21 protein-coding genes are annotated in these 18,201 nt (G+C 68.9%); 16 read left to right on the forward strand and 5 right to left on the reverse strand.

Going from position 1 to position 18,201, the window contains the following annotated elements:
* Positions 1-53 precede the first annotated feature (53 nt).
* Positions 54-2,057: an acetate--CoA ligase family protein gene (locus ACE2AC_RS10310; RefSeq protein ID WP_375692005.1), complete on the forward strand. Its 2,004-nt coding sequence runs from the start codon at positions 54-56 to the stop codon at positions 2,055-2,057.
* Between the two features lies 1 nt (position 2,058).
* Positions 2,059-2,823 carry an enoyl-CoA hydratase/isomerase family protein gene (locus ACE2AC_RS10315; RefSeq protein ID WP_375692006.1) on the forward strand — a complete coding sequence of 255 codons (765 nt, stop codon included), beginning with the start codon at positions 2,059-2,061 and terminating at the stop codon, positions 2,821-2,823.
* A 3-nt stretch (positions 2,824-2,826) separates the two neighbouring features.
* Here the strand turns inward: ACE2AC_RS10315 and ACE2AC_RS10320 are convergent, their stop codons facing one another.
* Entirely contained in the window at positions 2,827-4,146 is a 1,320-nt protein-coding gene (locus tag ACE2AC_RS10320) for an MFS transporter (RefSeq protein ID WP_375692007.1), read from the reverse strand.
* A gap of 196 nt (positions 4,147-4,342) precedes the next feature.
* On the opposite strand from ACE2AC_RS10320, the gene ACE2AC_RS10325 reads away from it, so the two are divergent.
* The gene (locus ACE2AC_RS10325) at positions 4,343-5,026 is read left to right on the forward strand and encodes a metal-dependent hydrolase (RefSeq protein ID WP_375692008.1); all 684 of its coding nucleotides are present in this window, start codon (positions 4,343-4,345) and stop codon (positions 5,024-5,026) included.
* A gap of 4 nt (positions 5,027-5,030) precedes the next feature.
* On the opposite strand, the gene ACE2AC_RS10330 is transcribed toward ACE2AC_RS10325, so the two are convergent.
* Entirely contained in the window at positions 5,031-5,816 is a 786-nt protein-coding gene (locus tag ACE2AC_RS10330; protein ID WP_375692009.1) for a thioesterase family protein, read from the reverse strand.
* A gap of 159 nt (positions 5,817-5,975) precedes the next feature.
* On the opposite strand from ACE2AC_RS10330, the gene ACE2AC_RS10335 reads away from it, so the two are divergent.
* Positions 5,976-6,776: a nucleotidyltransferase domain-containing protein gene (locus ACE2AC_RS10335; protein WP_375692010.1), complete on the forward strand. Its 801-nt coding sequence runs from the start codon at positions 5,976-5,978 to the stop codon at positions 6,774-6,776.
* Positions 6,777-6,778: 2 nt separating this feature from the next.
* Here ACE2AC_RS10335 and ACE2AC_RS10340 read toward each other — a convergent pair whose 3' ends face one another.
* Positions 6,779-7,561 carry an acyl-CoA thioesterase gene (locus ACE2AC_RS10340; protein ID WP_375692011.1) on the reverse strand — a complete coding sequence of 261 codons (783 nt, stop codon included), beginning with the start codon at positions 7,559-7,561 and terminating at the stop codon, positions 6,779-6,781.
* Between the two features lie 52 nt (positions 7,562-7,613).
* Positions 7,614-8,075, reverse strand: a complete 462-nt coding sequence (locus tag ACE2AC_RS10345; RefSeq protein ID WP_375692012.1) for a nucleoside deaminase — start codon at positions 8,073-8,075, stop codon at positions 7,614-7,616.
* A 75-nt stretch (positions 8,076-8,150) separates the two neighbouring features.
* On the opposite strand from ACE2AC_RS10345, the gene ACE2AC_RS10350 reads away from it, so the two are divergent.
* The 9 genes from ACE2AC_RS10350 to dtd all read left to right on the forward strand — a co-directional run bounded on the left by ACE2AC_RS10350 (position 8,151) and on the right by dtd (position 15,946).
* Complete coding sequence (locus ACE2AC_RS10350; protein ID WP_375692013.1) at positions 8,151-9,044, forward strand: pseudouridine synthase; 894 nt, start codon at positions 8,151-8,153, stop codon at positions 9,042-9,044.
* Between the two features lie 84 nt (positions 9,045-9,128).
* A complete protein-coding gene (locus tag ACE2AC_RS10355) occupies positions 9,129-9,329 on the forward strand; it encodes a hypothetical protein (protein WP_375692014.1) in 201 nt (66 codons plus the stop codon).
* Positions 9,329-10,234: a 5-bromo-4-chloroindolyl phosphate hydrolysis family protein gene (locus ACE2AC_RS10360; RefSeq protein WP_375692015.1), complete on the forward strand. Its 906-nt coding sequence runs from the start codon at positions 9,329-9,331 to the stop codon at positions 10,232-10,234. The genes ACE2AC_RS10355 and ACE2AC_RS10360 overlap by 1 nt, the downstream gene beginning before the upstream one ends.
* A 5-nt stretch (positions 10,235-10,239) precedes the next feature.
* Positions 10,240-11,436, forward strand: coding sequence for a toxic anion resistance protein (locus ACE2AC_RS10365; protein WP_375692016.1), 1,197 nt, complete (start codon positions 10,240-10,242; stop codon positions 11,434-11,436).
* A 6-nt stretch (positions 11,437-11,442) separates the two neighbouring features.
* Positions 11,443-12,396: a DUF2927 domain-containing protein gene (locus ACE2AC_RS10370; RefSeq protein ID WP_375692093.1), complete on the forward strand. Its 954-nt coding sequence runs from the start codon at positions 11,443-11,445 to the stop codon at positions 12,394-12,396.
* A gap of 75 nt (positions 12,397-12,471) precedes the next feature.
* Entirely contained in the window at positions 12,472-13,605 is a 1,134-nt protein-coding gene (locus ACE2AC_RS10375) for an SPFH domain-containing protein (RefSeq protein ID WP_375692017.1), read from the forward strand.
* 92 nt (positions 13,606-13,697) lie between these two features.
* Positions 13,698-14,807, forward strand: coding sequence for a TFIIB-type zinc finger domain-containing protein (locus tag ACE2AC_RS10380; protein ID WP_375692018.1), 1,110 nt, complete (start codon positions 13,698-13,700; stop codon positions 14,805-14,807).
* Between the two features lie 5 nt (positions 14,808-14,812).
* On the forward strand, positions 14,813-15,496 hold the full coding sequence (locus ACE2AC_RS10385; protein ID WP_375692019.1) for a nitroreductase: 684 nt from the start codon (positions 14,813-14,815) through the stop codon (positions 15,494-15,496).
* A 3-nt stretch (positions 15,497-15,499) separates the two neighbouring features.
* On the forward strand, positions 15,500-15,946 hold the full coding sequence (gene dtd / locus ACE2AC_RS10390) for a D-aminoacyl-tRNA deacylase (protein ID WP_375692020.1): 447 nt from the start codon (positions 15,500-15,502) through the stop codon (positions 15,944-15,946).
* A 3-nt stretch (positions 15,947-15,949) separates the two neighbouring features.
* On the opposite strand, the gene ACE2AC_RS10395 is transcribed toward dtd, so the two are convergent.
* Positions 15,950-16,219, reverse strand: a complete 270-nt coding sequence (locus ACE2AC_RS10395) for a hypothetical protein (RefSeq protein WP_375692021.1) — start codon at positions 16,217-16,219, stop codon at positions 15,950-15,952.
* Between the two features lie 345 nt (positions 16,220-16,564).
* Between ACE2AC_RS10395 and ACE2AC_RS10400 the strand changes: the two genes are divergently transcribed.
* The 3 genes from ACE2AC_RS10400 to ACE2AC_RS10410 all read left to right on the forward strand — a co-directional run bounded on the left by ACE2AC_RS10400 (position 16,565) and on the right by ACE2AC_RS10410 (position 18,107).
* Positions 16,565-17,212, forward strand: coding sequence for a helix-turn-helix transcriptional regulator (locus ACE2AC_RS10400; protein ID WP_375692022.1), 648 nt, complete (start codon positions 16,565-16,567; stop codon positions 17,210-17,212).
* A gap of 119 nt (positions 17,213-17,331) precedes the next feature.
* Positions 17,332-17,499: a 50S ribosomal protein L33 gene (rpmG, locus tag ACE2AC_RS10405; RefSeq protein ID WP_008885060.1), complete on the forward strand. Its 168-nt coding sequence runs from the start codon at positions 17,332-17,334 to the stop codon at positions 17,497-17,499.
* Positions 17,500-17,603: 104 nt separating this feature from the next.
* Positions 17,604-18,107, forward strand: a complete 504-nt coding sequence (locus ACE2AC_RS10410) for a GNAT family N-acetyltransferase (RefSeq protein WP_375692023.1) — start codon at positions 17,604-17,606, stop codon at positions 18,105-18,107.
* The last annotated feature ends 94 nt before the right edge of the window (positions 18,108-18,201 follow it).

The raw sequence follows: 18,201 nt of genomic DNA on the forward strand, positions 1-18,201 counted from the left end.
GGTGCCATCGTGGTCTATGGCGCCTCGACCGATCCCGCCAAGATGGGGGGCGGATGCTGGCCAATCTGCGGAACGGGGACTACGCGGGCCGGATTTTCGTGATCCACCCGAGCGCGGAGGAGGTGCAGGGCCTTCCGGCCTATCGCAGCGCGGCCGACCTGCCCGCGGCGCCCGATGCCGCGTTGATCTGCATCCCGTCCGAGGCGGTCGAGCAGACGATGCGCGACTGCGCGGCGGCCGGGGTGAAAGGCGCGATCATCCTCACCGCGGGCTTCGGCGAGGAGGGGGAGGCGGGCAAGGCGGCGCAGGCGCGGCTGCGACAGATCGCAAGCGACGCGGGGATGCGGTTCTCGGGGCCGAACTCGCTGGGTTGCATCAGCGCGGTGCACGGGTTCAACGCGACCTTCTCGGGCTACCTGATGGACAACCGGCCCAAGCGCGGGCACGTCGGCATCATCACCCAGTCGGGCGCGCTTGGCACCCACGTCATGGGCCGGGCGTTCGAGCTGGGGCTGGGCGTCAGCCACGGGGTCTTCTGCGGCAACGAGGGGGATCTGGAGGCCAGCGACTTCATCTCGGCGATGGTGGACGATCCCGAGACGCACCTGATCTGCGCCGCGCTCGAGACCTGCAATGATGGGCCGAAGCTGCGGGATGCACTGATGAAGGCTGCGCGGGCCGACAAGCCGGTGTTCATCTGCAAGGTCGGGCGGTCCGAGACCGGCGCGCAGGCGGCGATGTCGCACACGGGCCGGATGGCGGGGAACGACGCGGCCTATTCGGCGGTCTTCGCGGCCTGCGGCGCGCTGCGCTGCACCTCAATCGAGGAGATGCTGGAATATGCGCTGGTGACCTCCATCGCGGGGCGGCCGGCGAACGACAACGTCGCGATCCTGACGATCTCGGGCGGGGCGGGGATCATCGCGGCGGATGCGGCCGAGGACGCCGGGCTGGCGACGCCTCCGGTGAAGGCAGAGACGGGGGCGCGGATCGCCGAGATCTTTCCGCTCAGCATCGGGGTCAATCCGATCGACGCCACGGCCAATGTCGGCGTGCAGATCGCCAAGGCGGGCGACCTCATGGAGGCGCTGGCGCAGGATGGGCAGTACGGGGCGATCCAGCTCTACTTCTCGTTCGTCGGCCAGGGGACGCGGATCGAGGTGTTCTCCGAGCGGATGATCGAGGTGAAGCGGCGCTACCCCGATCTCTGCGTGGTGCTGTCGACGTTCCTCTATGACACCTACCGCCCCGGCCTGCACGGCGTCGGCATCGCCGATGTGCTGGATCCCGACCGGGCGATCCGCGCCATCGCAGGGGCACGGCGTTCAAGGGTGTTGCAGGAGGCGACCCGGACGGCCGAGGCGGGGGCACCCGCCCTGCCCGCTGGTGCCTTCGCGGGCGGCGACGAACTGGCGGCCAAGGCGTTCCTGGCGGAGGCCGGGTTGAGGGGGCCTGCGGAGGTGCTGTGCCGGAGCGCCGACGAGGCGGTGGCGGCGGCGGAACGGATCGGCTGGCCGGTGGTGGCCAAGATCGTCAGCGCGGACCTGCCGCACAAGACCGAGATCGGCGGCGTGGTGCTGAACCTGCGCGACGAAGGCGCGCTGCGGGCGGCCCATGACGCGATCCTCTGCCGCGCCAAGGCGGCGAAGCCCGACGCGCGGATCGCGGGGGTGGCGGTGATCGAACAGGTCGAGGGCGGGGTCGAGATGATCGTCGGCGGATCGCAGGACCCGGTCTTTGGCCCGATGGTGATGGTGGGCATGGGCGGCACGGCGGCGGAGCTGCTCCACGACGTGGCGCTGTCCCCTGCCCCCGTCAGCTCGGAGACGGCGCGCGCCATGATCCTGTCGACCAAATCCTCTGCCCTGCTGACCGGCTGGCGTGGCGGGCCAAAGATGGATATCGGCGCCCTGGCCGAGGCGGTCAGCATTGTCAGCCACCTTGTCGCCGACCCGAAGTTCAACGTGGCCGAAATCGACATCAACCCCTTCCGCCTGCGGCAGGACGGGGGCCTCGTCCTCGACGCGCTGATCGCGCCCCGGAGCACAGGAGACTGACATGGAGCACATCCGCTACGAGGTGAGCGATTACGTCGCCGTGGTGACCCTCGCCCGCCCCAAGGTGAACGCGCTGAACCGCGAGATGCGGTACGAGATCACCCGCGCTTTCGACGAGATCAATGAACGCAAGGACGTGCGCTGCGCCGTTCTGGCCGCCGATGGCCACGTGTTCTGCGCCGGGGCCGACCTGAAGGATCGGCCCGACACCGACGACCCGGGCGACGGGCCGCTGCACAACCGGATCGTGCGGGAAACGTCCCTGCCGATCCGCGACAACGACAAGCCGGTGATCTGTGCCGTGCAGGGCGCGGCGCTTGGCGCGGGCTTTGGCCTGGCGATGGCGGCGGATATCGTGTTCGCGTCGAAGAAGGCCACGTTCGGCATGCCCGAGATCAACGTCGGGCTGGCGGGCGGCGCGTCCCTGCTGGTGCAGCATTTCAGCCGGTCGCGGATGCGGCGGATGATGTTCACCGGGGAGGCGTTCGGAGCCGAGGAGCTCTACCGCCTCGGCGTGATCGAAGAGGCGCTGGAGCCCGAAGACCTGATGCCGACGGTGATGGCGATGGCGCGCGAGATCGCCAAGAAGAACCCGCTGGGGCTGACGTACGCCAAGCGGTCCGCCAACCTCGTGGAGCTGATGTCACCGCGCGACGGCTACATCTTCGAACAGAAATACACGCTCGAACTCGGCCGTACCGAGAACGCGGTCGAGGCGCGGACCGCGCGCCTGGAAAACCGCGATCCGGTGTTCCGCGACGACTGAGGCTCAGTCGATCTCGCGGTTCGGGGGCGGGCTGTCCTCGGGCGCGGGGTCCGGGGCCTCGACCGGGGTTTCGGGGTCGAGCGGCAGCGCCTCGTCCTCGCCCGCGGCCAGCGCCGCGGTTTCCGGCGTGGCGGCACGGGCGGGCATGGTGATCTGGAACGATCCCTTGTCCTCGGTCGGGACTGCCGGGCTGCGGGTGATGCGCCAGATCGCGAATCCGATCATCACGATGTGGGCCAGCAGCGTGGTCAGGAACAGCCCGCTCGGCCCGATGCGGGTCATCATCACACCGGCGACCAGCGGCCCGATGATCGAGCCGAGGCCGAAGATCATCAGGAGCCCGCCCGACACCTGGATCGCGGTGCCCGGCGGCGCATGGTCGTTCGCGTGGGCCACGATGATCGGGTACATCGAATAGATCGCGGCCCCGAAGAAGCCGACGAGGATCAAGTTCGTCATCGCGCTTTCCGGCAGCAGGATGGCAAAGGCCAGGTCGGCCACCGTCGCGATGCCCGCGATCGCGATCAGCACGATCCGACGGTCCATCCGGTCGCTGGCAAAGCCGATTGGCACCTGCGCCAGCGCCCCCGCCAGCACCGGGATCGAGGCGAAGAGCGCGAGCGTCGTCAGAGTCAGGCCAACCCGTTCGGCATAGACCGCCGCCAGCGTGCCGAAGGAGGCGTTGGAGATGCCGACGAGGAAGACCGCCGCCACCGCCACCGGCGAGTTGCGCCAGAGCCCCGGCAGGTCGAGCTTGACCGAGGTCAGCGGCAGCGGCGAGGCCGAGGTCGAGAGCGCGGTCGGCACCAGCGCCAGGCAGTAGAAGATCGCGCCGATGGCGAAGAAGGTGAAGCCGGTGGTGTCGCCGAAGGCGATCGACATCTGCCCCGCGGTGACCGCGGCGAGGTTCACCATGGTGTAGATGCCGAAGATCTTGCCTCGGGTGCTGGGCTGGGCGCGCTCGCTCAGCCAGCTTTCGACGATCATCGCCGCGCCCGCGAAGCAGAAGCCCGACACGGCGCGGATCGGGATCCAGGCCCAGGTCTCGACGATCAGCGCCTGCATCAGGATCGCCACGGCGGCAAAAGCGCACATCACCCCGAAGCTGCGGATGTGCCCGACCGTCCCCACGATGCGCGGCGCGACGATGCAGCCGAGGACATAGCCGATGGCCCAGCCGGTGCCGAGCAGGCCGAGGGAACTGGCCGAGAAGCCTTCGGCCGAGCCGCGCACCGGCAGGATCAGGCCATGGATGCCGCCCGCGAAAAGCAGCAGGGCGGAGCCGAAGAGCAGGGCGGTGATCGGGATGAGTTGCCTAACCATACGCCATGGGTAGCGAAGCGTGCTGCCGATGTGTAGCCGTGACTTTCCCCGTCCGGCGGGCATTCGCGTGCCGGGGCGCGGGGCGCCGGTCCGGCCCCCGTGGTGCCGGGCGCCGGTCATTTTCCGGCCACGCGTTGCCAGTGTCACACCCGCGCCCTAGCATCTGTCGCGTACACGACAGCAAGGGAGGTTTCCCATGAAGATCATCTGGCTCGGCCATGGTTCGTTCCGCATCGAGATCGAGGACAAGGTCCTGCTCATCGACCCGTTCCTCTCGGGCCCGACCTTTCCCACGGACCGCCGGGACGAGGCGATCGGCGGCGCGACCCACATCTTCGTGACCCACGGCCACGGCGACCACGTCGCGGACGTCGCCGGCATCGCCAAGGAGCTTGGCATCCCGGTTTACGGCATGGTCGAGCTGATGGGCTGGCTGGGCGCGAAGGACGACGCGCTGAACTGCACCGGCTTCAACAAGGGCGGCACCATCCGGCTCGACGGCGTGTCGGTGACGATGGTGAACGCGACCCATTCCTCGTCGAACCCCGACGGCGCCTATGCCGGGTCCGAGGCCGGGTTCGTGATCGAGGGCGAAGGCCATTCGATCTATTTCTCGGGCGACACGGACGTCATGGCGGACATGAAGATCTTCCACGACCTGCACAAGCCCGACATCGGCATCCTCGCCGCCGGCGGGCATTTCACGATGGACATGAAACGGGCCGCCTACGCGGCGCGGACGTTCTTTGACTTCAAGACCGTCATCCCGATGCACTACAAGACCTTCCCGCTGCTGGAACAGAGCGCGGACGCGCTGATCGAGGGGCTGCCGGGCGTGGACGTGAAGACGCCCGAGGTGATGGAGGTCCTGGAGTTCTGAGGGTCTACCCGAACACCGCCACCACCTGCCGCGCGACCGCGACGCGGCGACCGGTGGCGTCCCAGATGTCGGTGTGCTGGAGCGAATAGCCGTCAGCCGCCTGTTCGCTGACCGATCGCAGGATGTGCCAGCCGCGGGCGGCGACCGGGTGGAAGAAATCCACCGTCCAGGTCATCGTCGAGACCGGCGCGCGGTCGGTCAGCGACACCATCGCCGCGGGCGGGAGGCCGTCGCCGAGGGCGATCGGGATCATCACCGGGTCCATGCCGCTGTCATCGACGAGGCGCGACCAGATGAAAACCTCGGGCTCGCCGCCCTCGAGCGGGCGGCGGCCACCGAGGCGGCGCAGCTCGAAATTCTCGGGGAAGCCGCCGCGGCGGGTGTGGCCGGGGCGATGGAAGGGCGGCGCCTCGTCCGGGTCGATGACCTGCGGGGCGGGCACGCTGTCGTGCACGATCCCGCTGTCGCGCGGGGCGGCAAACGTCAGGAGCGCCCGGGCCGCCAGCGTGTCGCCCGAGCGGCAATCGACCGAGACCATGGCCGAGTTCCGGCCCCGGCGCAGCATCTCGGCGGTGAAGACGAGGTCCTCGACAGCGGGGCCCGAGAAGGTGAATTGCGAGGAGCGCAACGGCGGCAGGTCGGGAAAGGCGCGCTGCGCCGCATGGACCTGCAACACCGCCGTCAGCCCCCCGAGGAGCGTGCGGCCCTGCATCCATTCGGGAAGGGCGGTGACCCGCGTCTCGCACCCCTCGCCCGTGCACGCCGCCAGGATCTCGCTGATGGTTGCCATGCTCTCCCCCTCCTCCGTTTCGCTAGGCCGGCGTGCAGGATCGCGGGCGGGCGGGCCCGGTCAACGGCCGTCGCCGCAACGGCGGATATGTGAAGGTGCAGGGGTTTACCCCCGGCAGGGTGCGACATAATGTCCCGCCGATTTGCACGGAGAAACGCAATGACGCCAGAGCTTGCCATCACCAAGATCACCGATGCCCTGCTGCCGGACGACACGCTCCGCGCATTGTTCCTGAGCGGGAGCCACGGCACCGGCACGGCGGATGACTGGAGCGACCTCGACTTTGTTCTGGTCACGCCCGAGGGCCCGACCGACCGGATCGCGGCGGCCTGGCGCGCGGCACTGAAAGGGGTGGGCGAGGTGGTGCTGTGGCGCGACCGGATCGTGCGGCCCGCGCTGATCAACGCGGTGATGGCCGACGGGCTGCGGGTGGACCTGATCGTGCTGAAGCCCGAGCAGGCGACGGGACAGGCGCAGGACGCTCTGCGCCCGCTCTTCGATCGCGACGCACTGCACGCGGGAATGAAGCGCGCGGCACCGCCCGCACCGCCCAGCCCCGGACGGGCGCGCTACATGTTCGACGAGTTCCTGCGCATCCTCGGCCTGCTGCCACTGGTCGTGGGCCGCAGTGAATGGCTGAACGGCGTCACCGGCGTCTTTCACCTGCGCAACCTTCTGGTCGAACTGATGATCGAGGAGACGGCGGTGCCCCACCGGGGTGGCGCGCTGCATCTGAACCGGCTGATCACCGCCGAGCAGAAGGCGGCGCTGGCCGCCCTGCCGATCCCCGCGCCGGACAAGGAGGCGCTGGTCGCGGCGCACCTGGCCTACGCGGCCGAGTTCCTGCCGCGGGCGCGGGCCTGCGCCGAACGCTGGGGCGTCGAATGGCCGGAGCGGTTCGAGGCGGCGACCTGGGCGTTGCTGGCCGACACGCTGGGGATCAGCCGCCCCGCCGGGTGAGGTCAGCCGAAGATCGCGACCACCTGCCGGGCCGTCAGGACGCGACGGCCCTCGGCATCCCACATGTCCGAGCCCTGCAGCGAGTAGCCGTCGGCGGCCTGGTCGCTGTAGGTGTGCAGCAGGTGCCATCCGCGCGAGGTGACGGGATGGTGGAAATCCACCCCCCAGGTCATGGTCGAGACCGGGCCCCATTCCGGCATCTCGGCCATCGCGCCGGGCGGCAGCACGTCGGCCAGCGCCAGCAGCGCGGTGACGGGATCGACGCCCTCGTCCTCTTTCAGCCGGGCCCAGACCAGCATCTCGGGCGCACCGCCCGACAGCGGCCGTCCGCCGCGCACCAGCTTGATGTCGAAGTTCTGCGGGAAGGCCAGCGCCTTGGGCGGCTTGCGGTGGAAATCCTCGACCGTCTCGGGCGGGGGGGCCTCGGGGCCGGGCGTGAGGTCGTGCGACACGCTGCTGTCGCGCGGGTTGGCGCAGGTGAAAAGCGCCTTGGCGGCATGGCCCTCGGCGGTCTTGCAGGCGACCTCGACGATGGCGGAGTTCCGACCGCGCCGCAGCAGGTCACAGGTGAAGTCGAGCGTGCCGAAGGCCGGGCCGATGAAGGCCACCTGCGCCGCGCGCAGGGGCGGCAGGTCGGCGATCGCGCGGGTCGCGGCGTGCCAGCAGAGCGCGGCGGTCATGCCGCCGTAAAGCGTGCGGCCCTGGGTCCAGGCCTCGGGCGCCTCGACATGCTGGATGTCGCCCTCGCCGGTGAAACCGTCCAACACGCTGCGCAGGTTCGCCATGCTCTCACTCCCGATCAAACCGGGGGCATAACGGCGGCGCGGGGCGGGTTTGTCAATCGGCGGCGCCACGGCGGGCGGCGAAGAAATCCCTGAGAAGTGCCTCGGCCGCCTGCGCGCCGATGCCATCGATCACCTCGGGGACATGGTGGGCCTGGGGGTGGGTGAAGACCCGCGCGCCATGGGCCACCCCGCCGGACTTCGGGTCCGTCGCACCATAGACCACTCGGGCGATCCGCGCGGCGGCGATGGCGGCGGCGCACATCGCGCAGGGCTCCAGCGTGACATAGAGGACATGGCCCGGCAGCCGTTCGCTGCCCGCCGCCGCGCAGGCGGCGCGGATCACCAGCATCTCGGCATGGGCCGAGGGGTCCGACAGTTCGCGCGTGCGGTTGCCGGCACGGGCCACCACGGCGCCCGAGGGCGCGACGAGGACGGCGCCCACGGGCACCTCGCCGCGGGCGGCGGCCGCCCGCGCCTCGTCGAGCGCAGTTTCCATATGCGTGGCGAATGTCATCGCCCCTTCCTGCCGCGCTGCCCGCCGCATCGCAAGTCCGCTTCCGCCGGTCGCGGATTCGGGATAAGCCGGGGCATGGCCCGCAAACCGCCCCCCTCCGCCACGCCGCCCCGCCCGAAGCCCAAGGCCACCGGGCCGCGCAAGCTTGACGCGCGGGTGCAGAAGCCCAAGCCGAAACCGGACGCGGCCAAGCCCGTCGAGGGCGATCGCATCGCCAAGGTGCTGGCCCGCGCCGGCATCGCGTCGCGCCGGGACGCCGAGAAGATGATCGCCGAGGGCCGGGTGAAGGTGAACGGCAAGCAGCTGGCCAGCCCGGCGCTGAACGTCACCGCGAAGGACCGGATCGAGGTCGACGGCAAGCCGCTCGACGCGCCGGAGCCCGCGCGGCTCTGGCTCTACCACAAGCCTGCCGGGCTGGTGACGACGACCCGAGACGAACAGGGGCGCGACACGATCTTTGACAAGCTGCCCGAGGGATTGCCCCGGGTGATGACGGTTGGCCGGCTCGATCTGAATTCCGAGGGGCTGCTGCTGCTGACCAACGACGGCGGCATCAAGCGCAAGCTCGAGCTGCCCGCCACCGGCTGGATGCGCAAGTACCGGGTGCGGATCAAGGGCACGCCGAAGGACAGCGATTTCGACGCCCTGCGCGAGGGGATCACGCTGGACGGCGAACGGTTCCAGCCGATGCAGGTCACGCTCGACCGGCAGCAGGGCGCGAACGCCTGGGCCACGGTCGGCCTGCGCGAGGGCAAGAACCGCGAGATCCGGCGCGCGATGGAGGCGATCGGGTTCGCGGTGAACCGGCTGATCCGCGTCTCCTACGGGCCGTTCCAGCTGGGCACGCTCAAGGTCGGCGCGGTCGAGGAGATCCGCCCCCGCGTGATGCGCGACCAGCTGGGCCTCGAAGAGGATGCGCCGCAGCCCGCCAAGCCGGTCCGCCGGACCCGCCGCCCGCGCCGCGCCTGAGCCGTCGGCGCGCGCGCATCGGCAGGGTGGCGCATCGCGCATGCGGCACCTATGTTGAACCCGTCACCAACACGAGGGGGAGCGATGTCCCGGCTGATCCTCATAGTGGTCCTGATTGCCGCACTGGTCGCCGCGGCCTCGCTGATCGCCTCGGTCCTGCGTCGGCCGGTGGGCAGCACCGACGTTGCCATGCCCCGGCGCACGGGCGCCATCCAGAAGGCGTCCTATGCCCTTCTGATCGTGGTGATGTTCGGCGTCGCCACCGGATGGCTGGGGGCCGACTGATGGCGCAACGCTATGGCGGGCAGTACAGCCCGCAGGGCCAGTCGCAGCCCGGACAATCCCCGCAGCCCCCCAGAAGCCGCCGCAAGCTCGACCGCCCCGACGCGGCCGGCGCGCGGTCGAACATCCTGTTCGTGCCGCCGGTGGTGCTGGCCTTCATGTCGCTGGGATCGGGCGCGATCGGACTTGCAACCGGGCTGGTCGGCGCGGGGCTCTGGTTGCTGGGTGCCTGGCTCACGCGCGAAGGGCTGAGGGCCGAGGCCGCGTACCACGACCGCAAGATCGCCCGCCGCCCCGCCATCCCGCGCAAGATGCTGGGATCGGCCAGCATCGCGCTTGGCACCGGGCTGGCGGCCACGGTGCACGGCGCCGACGTGCTTTCTTCGGTGATCTACGGCGTCATCACCGGGGCGCTGCACCTCGCGTCCTTCGGGCCGGACCCGCTCCGCAACAAGATGACCGAGGGCGTGGACACCTACCAGCAGGACCGCGTCGCCCGGGTGGTGGACGAGGCCGAGGCCTACCTCAAGACCATGCAGGCGCAGATCGACACGCTGCGCGACCGGGCGCTGTCGGGCCGGGTGGCCGGGTTCCGCGACACCGCCACGCAGATGATCCGCACGGTGGAAAACGACCCCCGCGACCTGACCGCGGCGCGGCGGTTCCTGGGCGTCTACCTGATGGGCGCGCGCGACGCGACGGTGAAGTTCGTCGAGATCTACCAGCGCAACCACAGCCAGGGTGCCCGCCAGTCCTACGAGGCGCTTCTGACCGACCTGGAGCAGAATTTCGCCGCCCGGACCGAAAAGCTCTTGCTTGACGACCGCAGCGACCTGACCGTCGAAATCGATGTGCTGCGCGAGCGGCTGCAACGCGAAGGGGTCACGTCGCCCCGCAACAGGGAGTGAAGTTCATGTCCGATACCGTTCGCCACAAAGCCGCGGAATCCGAGAAGATGGTCGAGGAAGTGACGCACACCGTGCTGCCCGAACCGGCGCGAGACGTCGTGCCGCTGGCCCAGGCGGAACCGGCCGTGGCCGATGCCATCCGCACCCGCATGGCCGAGATCGACATGACCGACACCAATTCCATCGTCTCGTTCGGCAGCGCCGCCCAGGCCGAGCTGCAGGAGATCAGCCAGGCGATGCTGCAGGACGTGCGCAACAAGGACGTGGGCCCGGCCGGCGACAGCCTGCGCGACATCGTGTCGACCATCCGCGGTTTCTCGAACGAAGAGCTCGACATCAACCGCAAACGCAGCTGGTGGGACAAGCTCCTGGGTCGGGCGACGCCGCTGGCCAAGTTCACCGCGAAGTTCGAGGAGGTGCAGGACCAGATCGACAAGATCACCGACGACCTGCTCAAGCACGAGCACACGCTGATGAAGGACATCAAGTCGCTCGACATCCTCTATGACAAGACGCTGGGCTTCTACGACGAGCTCGCGCTTTACATCGCGGCGGGCGAGGAGAAGCTGAAGGGCCTCGACACCGGCGACATCCCGTCGAAGGAGGCCGAGGTGCAGGCCGCCGCCGAGAACGACCAGGTGATGAAGGCGCAGGAGTTGCGCGACCTGCGCGCCGCGCGCGACGACCTGGAGCGCCGGGTGCACGACCTGAAGCTGACGCGCCAGGTGACGATGCAGTCGCTGCCCTCGATCCGGCTGGTGCAGGAGAACGACAAGTCGCTGGTGACCAAGATCAATTCGACCCTCGTGAACACCGTGCCGCTGTGGGAGACCCAGCTGGCCCAGGCGGTGACCATCCAGCGTTCGGGCGAGGCGGCCGTGGCGGTGCGTGAGGCCAACGACCTGACCAACGAGCTTCTGACCGCGAATGCCAAGAACCTGCGCGACAGCAACAAGGTCATCCGGCAGGAGATGGAGCGCGGCGTCTTCGATATCGAGGCGGTCAAGCAGGCCAATGCCGACCTGATCGGTACGATCCAGGAAAGCCTGCAGATCGCGGACGAAGGCAAGGCCAAGCGCGCCGCCGCCGAGGCCGACCTGCAGAAGATGGAGGCCGAGCTGCGCGACACGCTGGCCAGTGCCAAGGCCAAGGCAACCGGGCTGGGCGACACGACCGCGACCTCGGTGCCGCAGCAACACTAAGGGCAGATCGTGCGCGTCAAACCTGCGATCCTTTCGGCGGCGCTGGCCGCCGCCGTTCTGGCGGGCTGTGCCGAAGTCACCGCCCCCTCGATGACGCCGCGGCTCAGGCCACCGGGGCTGGTGCCGCCGCCGTCCGAGGTGGCCGAACCCTCGGAACGCTCGCAGGAGCTGCGACAGTATTATTCCCGCGTGCAGGCCGACCTGCTGGCGCAGGGCCTGTTGCGGCAGGACGGCGGCGGCATCGACACGCCGTTCAACGCCCGGCAGCTGGCGCAGAACTTCGAGCGGGTGGCGCTCTACGACGAATACGCCCGCGGCGGCGGCCTGCAGGCGGTGTCAGATGCGCCGTCGCACCTGCGCCGCTGGTCCGGACCGGTGCGCATCGGGGTCGAGTTCGGGGCCACCGTGCCCGAGGCCCAGCGCGCGCTCGACCGCCAGACGGTGACCGACTACGCCGCCCGCCTGTCACGTGTCACCGGCCATTCTGTGACGGTGACGCGCGGCCCCGCGAACTTCCACGTGCTGGTGATGGGCGAGGATGACCGCGACGACGCCCTGCGCCGGATCCGGCAGCTGGTGCCGTCGATCAGCGACGGGTCGCTCGACATCTTCCGCACCCTGCCCCGGTCGATCCACTGCCTCGTCGTCGCCTTTTCCGGCGGCGGGTCGGATTACGAGTACCGCCGCGCGATCGCCTTTGTCCGGGCCGAGCATCCCGACCTGATGCGCGAGAGCTGCTATCACGAGGAGATGGCCCAGGGCCTCGGGCTGGCCAACGACAGCCCCGAGGCGCGGCCGTCGATCTTCAACGACGACGACGAATTTGCATTGCTGACGACGCATGACGAGATGCTGCTCAGGATGCTCTACGATCCGCGCCTGCGCCCGGGCATGACGCCCGACGAGGCCCGGCCGATCGTGTCCGAAATCGCGGCCTCGCTGACCGGCGGGCCAAGCTGAACGCAGGGGGCCCGCGCGGTTCCCTGCCCCGACGAAACCTGCCATAGCTAGGGCAGAAGCCATTTCGAGGTCACCATGGGCATTTTCGATTTCCTGAGCGGCGAATTCATCGACGTCATCCACTGGACCGACGACACCCGCGACACGCTGGTCTGGCGGTTCGAACGGCAGGGCTACGCGATCAAGTACGGCGCCAAGCTGACGGTGCGCGAGGGCCAGGCGGCGGTCTTTGTCCACGAGGGACAGCTGGCCGACGTCTTCACCCCGGGTCTCTACATGCTCGAGACCAACAACATGCCGATCATGACGACGCTGCAGCACTGGGACCACGGCTTCAAGTCGCCGTTCAAGTCCGAGATCTACTTCGTCAACACCACCCGCTTCACCGACCTCAAGTGGGGCACCAAGAACCCGATCATCTGCCGCGATCCGGAATTCGGCCCCGTCCGCCTGCGCGCCTTTGGCACCTACACGGTGCGCGTCACCGACCCGGCGCGCTTCATGCAGGAAATCGTCGGCACCGACGGCGAATTCACGATGGACGAGATCAGCTTCCAGGTCCGCAACATCATCGTGCAGGAATTCTCGCGCGTCGTCGCCTCGTCGGGGATCCCGGTGCTCGACATGGCGGCCAACACCCGCGACCTGGGCAAGCTGGTGGCGAAGGAGATCGGCGGCACGCTGTCCCAGTACGGGATGGAGATGCCGGAGCTCTACGTCGAGAACATCTCGCTCCCGCCCGCGGTCGAGGAGGTGCTGGACAAGCGCACCTCGATGGGGATCGTCGGCGACCTGGGCAAGTACACGCAGTTCGCCGCGGCCGAGGCCATGGGCAAGGCGGCCGAGACGCCGAACTCCGGCATGGGGGCCGGGATCGGGGCGGGCATGGGCATGGCCATGGGCGCCGCCCTGGGCCGCCAGGGGCCGTGGGGCTCGATGCCCGCGCAACAGCCCCCCGCCGCGGCACCGGTGGCCGCCACCCCGCCCCCGCCGCCGCCACCCGTCGAGCATGTCTGGCACATCGCCGAGAACGGCCAGACCACCGGCCCCTTCAGCAAGGCGCGGCTTGGCCGGATGGTGACCGAGGGCGGGCTGACCCGCGAGACGCTGGTCTGGACCGCCGGGCAGGACGGCTGGAAGCGGGCCGAGGACGTGGCCGAACTGGCCCAGCTATTCACCGTGATGCCGCCGCCCCCGCCGGGCGCCTGAGCCGCGGCCGGTCCGCTCCGGGCCGGCCTTGACCATCCAGGGCACCGCGCCGAAGGTGGGCCCCGTTCCGCTGCCGCAACCGAGACTTCTTCATGCCGCCCGACACCGCCCCCGCAGACGCCCGCGCGGAGCATCGCTTTCCCTGCCCGAACTGCGGAGCGGATTACCGGTACGACCCCGCATCGGGCCAGCTGATCTGCGATTTCTGCGGCAACACCGAAACCGTCGAGACGCCCGCGCCGCAGGTCCAGACGATCCAGGAGCTGGATTTCCGCGCCGCGCTCGAGGCGAAGCTGCCCGCGATGGAGGTCGAGGAGACCCGCACCTCGAAATGCCCCAACTGCGGCGCCGAGGTGGAGTTCGACCCCGACATCCACGCCACCGAATGCCCGTTCTGCGCCACGCCCGTCGTCACTGACACCGGGGTCAACCGGCACATCAAGCCGCGCGGCGTGCTGCCCTTCGCCCTGGACGAGGCGACGGCGCGCAGGGCTATGTCGGACTGGCTGGGCGCGCTGTGGTTCGCGCCGAACGGGCTCAAGGACTATGCCCGCAAGGGGCGCAGGATGCAGGGCATCTACGTCCCCTACTGGACCTTCGATGCGCAGACCCGGTCGGACTACACCGGCGCGCGCGGCACGATCTACTACGAGTCGCAGAGCGTCATGCGTGACGGCAAGCGGCAGACCATCCAGGTGCAGAAGATCCGCTGGCATCCCGCCTCGGGGCGGGTCGCGCGGTTCTTCGACGACGTGGTGGTGCTGGCCTCGCGCTCGCTGCCCAAGACCTACACCGACGGGCTGGAACCCTGGGACCTCTCGGCGCTGGAGCCCTACCGGCCGCAGTTCCTGGCCGGGTTCCGGGCCGAGGCCTACCAGGTGGAGCTGGAAGACGGCTACACCGAGGCCCGCGCCAAGATGGACCAGGTCATCCTGCGCGACGTGAAGTTCGACATCGGCGGCGACGCGCAGCAGGTCAACGGCATCGACACCCGGATTTCCGACGTGACCTTCAAGCATGTCCTGCTGCCGGTATGGCTGGCGGCCTACAAGTTCCAGGGCAGGACCTACCGCTTCGTGGTCAACGGCCGCACCGGGCGGGTGCAGGGCGAACGGCCCTACTCGGCATGGAAGATCGCGGGCGCCGTCGCGGTGGCGCTGATCTTCGTGATCCTGTTCCTCCTCGTATCGCAGTCAGGATGAGAATGATGAAAGACACCCACTCCCTCGACACCCTCGCCGGGCTGCTGACCAGCCGGCATTCCTGCCGCGCCTTCACCGACGAGGTCGTGCCCGACGCGGTGATCGAGACGCTGGTGCAGACCGCGGGGCGCGCGCCGTCCTGGTGCAATTCCCAGCCCTGGCAGGTGATCGTCACCCGCCCGGACGAGACCGAGGCGCTGCGGCAAAAGATGCTGGCCAGCCCCACCTCGACCGAAGGCGGGCATCCCGACATGGCCTTTCCCGAGGGCTACACCGGCCAACACCGCGACCGGCGGCGCACCTGCGGCTGGCAGCTCTACGAGGCGGTCGGGGTGGAAAAGGGCGACCGCGAGGGATCGGCGCGGCAGGCGATGGAGAACTTCCGCCTGTTCGGTGCGCCGCACACCGCGATCCTGACCTCTGGGGCCGAGCTGGGCCCCTACGGCGCGATGGACTGCGGCGGCTTCATCCTGGCCTTCTGCCTGGCCGCCGAGGCGCTTGGCCTGGGCTGCATCCCGCAGGCGGCCGTCGCGGCCCATGCGCCCCTGCTGCGCGACCACTTCGCGATTCCCGAGGATCGGCTGATCCTCTGCGCGATCACCTTCGGCTACGAGGATCGCGACCACCCGGCGAACGCCTTCCGCACCGAACGGGCACCGCTGTCCGAAATCCTCGACATGCGGGGCTGAACCATGCGCGCATTGATCCAGAGGGTGTCCGAGGCGGCGGTGCGGATCGACGGCGAGGTGGTCGGTCAGTGCGGTGCCGGCCTGCTGATCCTGGTCTGCGCCGTGCCTGGCGACGACGAGGCGGTCGGAGAGAAGCTGGCGGCCAAGATCGCCAAGCTGCGCATCTTCGAGGACGAGGCGGGCAAGATGAACCGCGCGCTGCTCGACACCGGGGGCGCGGCACTTGTGGTCAGCCAGTTCACGCTGGCCGCCGACACCCGGCGCGGCAACCGGCCGGGATTTTCCGGCGCCGCCGCCCCGGACGAGGCGAACCGGCTCTACCGGGCCTTTGCCGCCGCGCTCGCCGCGCTTGGCCCCAGTGTCGAAACCGGCCGCTTCGGGGCCGACATGAAGGTGTCGCTGGTCAACGACGGCCCGGTGACGATCTGGATCGACACCGAAACCGCCTGAGGTCTAATGGAATTTCCGGTGGCTGCGCGGCACTCGGACCGCCTCCATCAATCCCCAGGCGATGCAGACCGGCCAGATCAACAGCACGCCGGTATCCCGGGTCACGCCGATGATGATCACGGCAATCGACGTCATGAAGATGCCACCGACGATAGTGGAATAGAAAAGCCCGACCGGCCCGAATAGAACGGTAAGCCCGAGGGCAATCCACAGGCTTTTGCGCGGCACGATGGTTTCATCGCTCCGTTCGACGCCAAAACTGTCGTCCGACATACTCACCCCCCACTTTCGAAACACGGCTCCGGGCTGGCGGTCGGAAAAGGCGCAGGCGCCCGGCCCGCGCCGGTCGCCCATAATAGAAGGCGAAAGTCCGCCGACTGCGCGGTTCTCGGCACGGCAACGCCGATATCGCGAAAGGCGAGTGCCGCCGTTGCCACGCTAAAGTGTGGACAATAGACCCAAAGGACTATGACGTAAGGGAAACCATAAACGTAGAACCCCACTCCCCAGGGTAATTGATCGAAGAAAATCAAATTCCCGGCAACCGCACCGTCGCGTCAGAGTTGTTATCCATCGAGAATTGTGATCATCCATCATTGAACGGAAAGACGCAAACGTATGGACGAACTGACCCCATTGTTCCTGGAAATGGATTCGCTTTGCGAGGACGGGTACAATTGCGGCTTTCATTTTCGGTATTCCCGACCGACCATCGTGCGCGGCACCTACCGCGAGGATTGGCGGATCCACTATGCGCTGAACAAGTTCATCCTCGCCGATCCCGGCGTGGTCTGGGGCATTGCCAACACCGGAACTGCCCGTTGGTCCGAGATCGACCTGCAGGATCCGTTGGGCGTGATGGGAGAGGCGGCGCGATTCGGCTATCGCTTCGGCCTGACGCTGAGCACCGGCCCGCGCGAGTCGCGGTCGCTCGGGACGGCGGGGCGGGCGGACAGGGAATTCTCGGACCCCGAGATCGACGCCATCTTCGACGTGTTCCTGCGCCTGCACGCCGTGGTCGCACGGCTGCCGGGCCTCAAGAGCCACCAGCAGGAGGTGCTGCAGCTGCTCGAGACCGGGCTGACTTATGACCAGATCTGCGGCGAGCTGGGAATTTCCCGCACCGCCGTGGTGCACCGGCTGAAGGGCGCGCGGAAGGTGCTGGGCGTGACCACGAATGCCGAGGCGATCCGCATCGCGGTCGAACGCGGGTTCATCACCTCGACAACCCTGACCGGGGTGTTCAAGGGATTGCCGTTCGGTTGAACGGCGGAAAATCCCCTTTTTGCGCCGTGGGGAGTTGACTCGCCCCCGACCTTGAGTAAAAGGCGCAGTTCAAGAGATTTCGCGGGGCCACCACCCGTCCCGCCGCAGGAGACAGCACAATGGCGAAGCCGACCACCATCAAGATCCGCCTGAACTCGTCCGCGGGCACGGGCCACTTCTACGTGACCAAGAAGAACGCCCGTACCATGACCGAGAAGATGACCGTACGAAAGTACGACCCCGTCGCGCGGAAGCACGTCGAATACAAGGAAGGCAAGATCAAGTAAGATCGCCCCCTCCGACAAGACGATGCAGAGCCGCGCCACAGAAGCGCGGCTCTTTTGCTTCCAGGGTTGCGCCTCCCCCCCCACACGGGCAGAGGAAACCCCACATGGCCCCCACGATCACGATCCGACCCGCCGTTCCCGGAGACCTCGACCGGGTCTCGACGCTGCTTGCGCGGTCCTACAGGGCGCTCCTGGCGCCGGACTACGCGCCGCAGGTGCTGCGGGATGCCCTGCCCTACCTGACCCGTGCCAACCCGCGCCTGATGCGCTGCGGGACCTATTTCGTCGCGGTGGATGACGACGGCCGCCCGCTGGCGGCCGGCGGCTGGACCGACGCCTCGCCGCACGGCGCGGCGGGCCGGCGCGGCGAGGGGCACGTGCGCCACGTCGCCACCGATCCGGACCATGCCGGGGCGGGGATGGGGCGCAAGCTGATGGAGAAGGTGTTCGCCTCGGCCGAGGCGGCGGGCGTCGACGTGCTGCATTGTCAGAGCACGCTGACCGCCCAGCCGTTCTACCGCGCGCTCGGGTTCGAGCCGCGGGGCAGAATCGACATCAGGATCGTTCCGGGCGTGTGGTTCCCGGCGATCCAGATGAAACGTCAGTAGAAAAAGGGGCGCCGTCAGTCCCGCGCGTCGGTGACCGGTGCCTCGCCGTCCTGGCGGGTCGTCATGTCGATCACGGTGGCGGGGGCCGGCAACG

The organism is Pseudooceanicola sp. LIPI14-2-Ac024 (assembly GCF_042188925.1).
Classification (GTDB): Bacteria; Pseudomonadota; Alphaproteobacteria; order Rhodobacterales; family Rhodobacteraceae; genus Pseudooceanicola.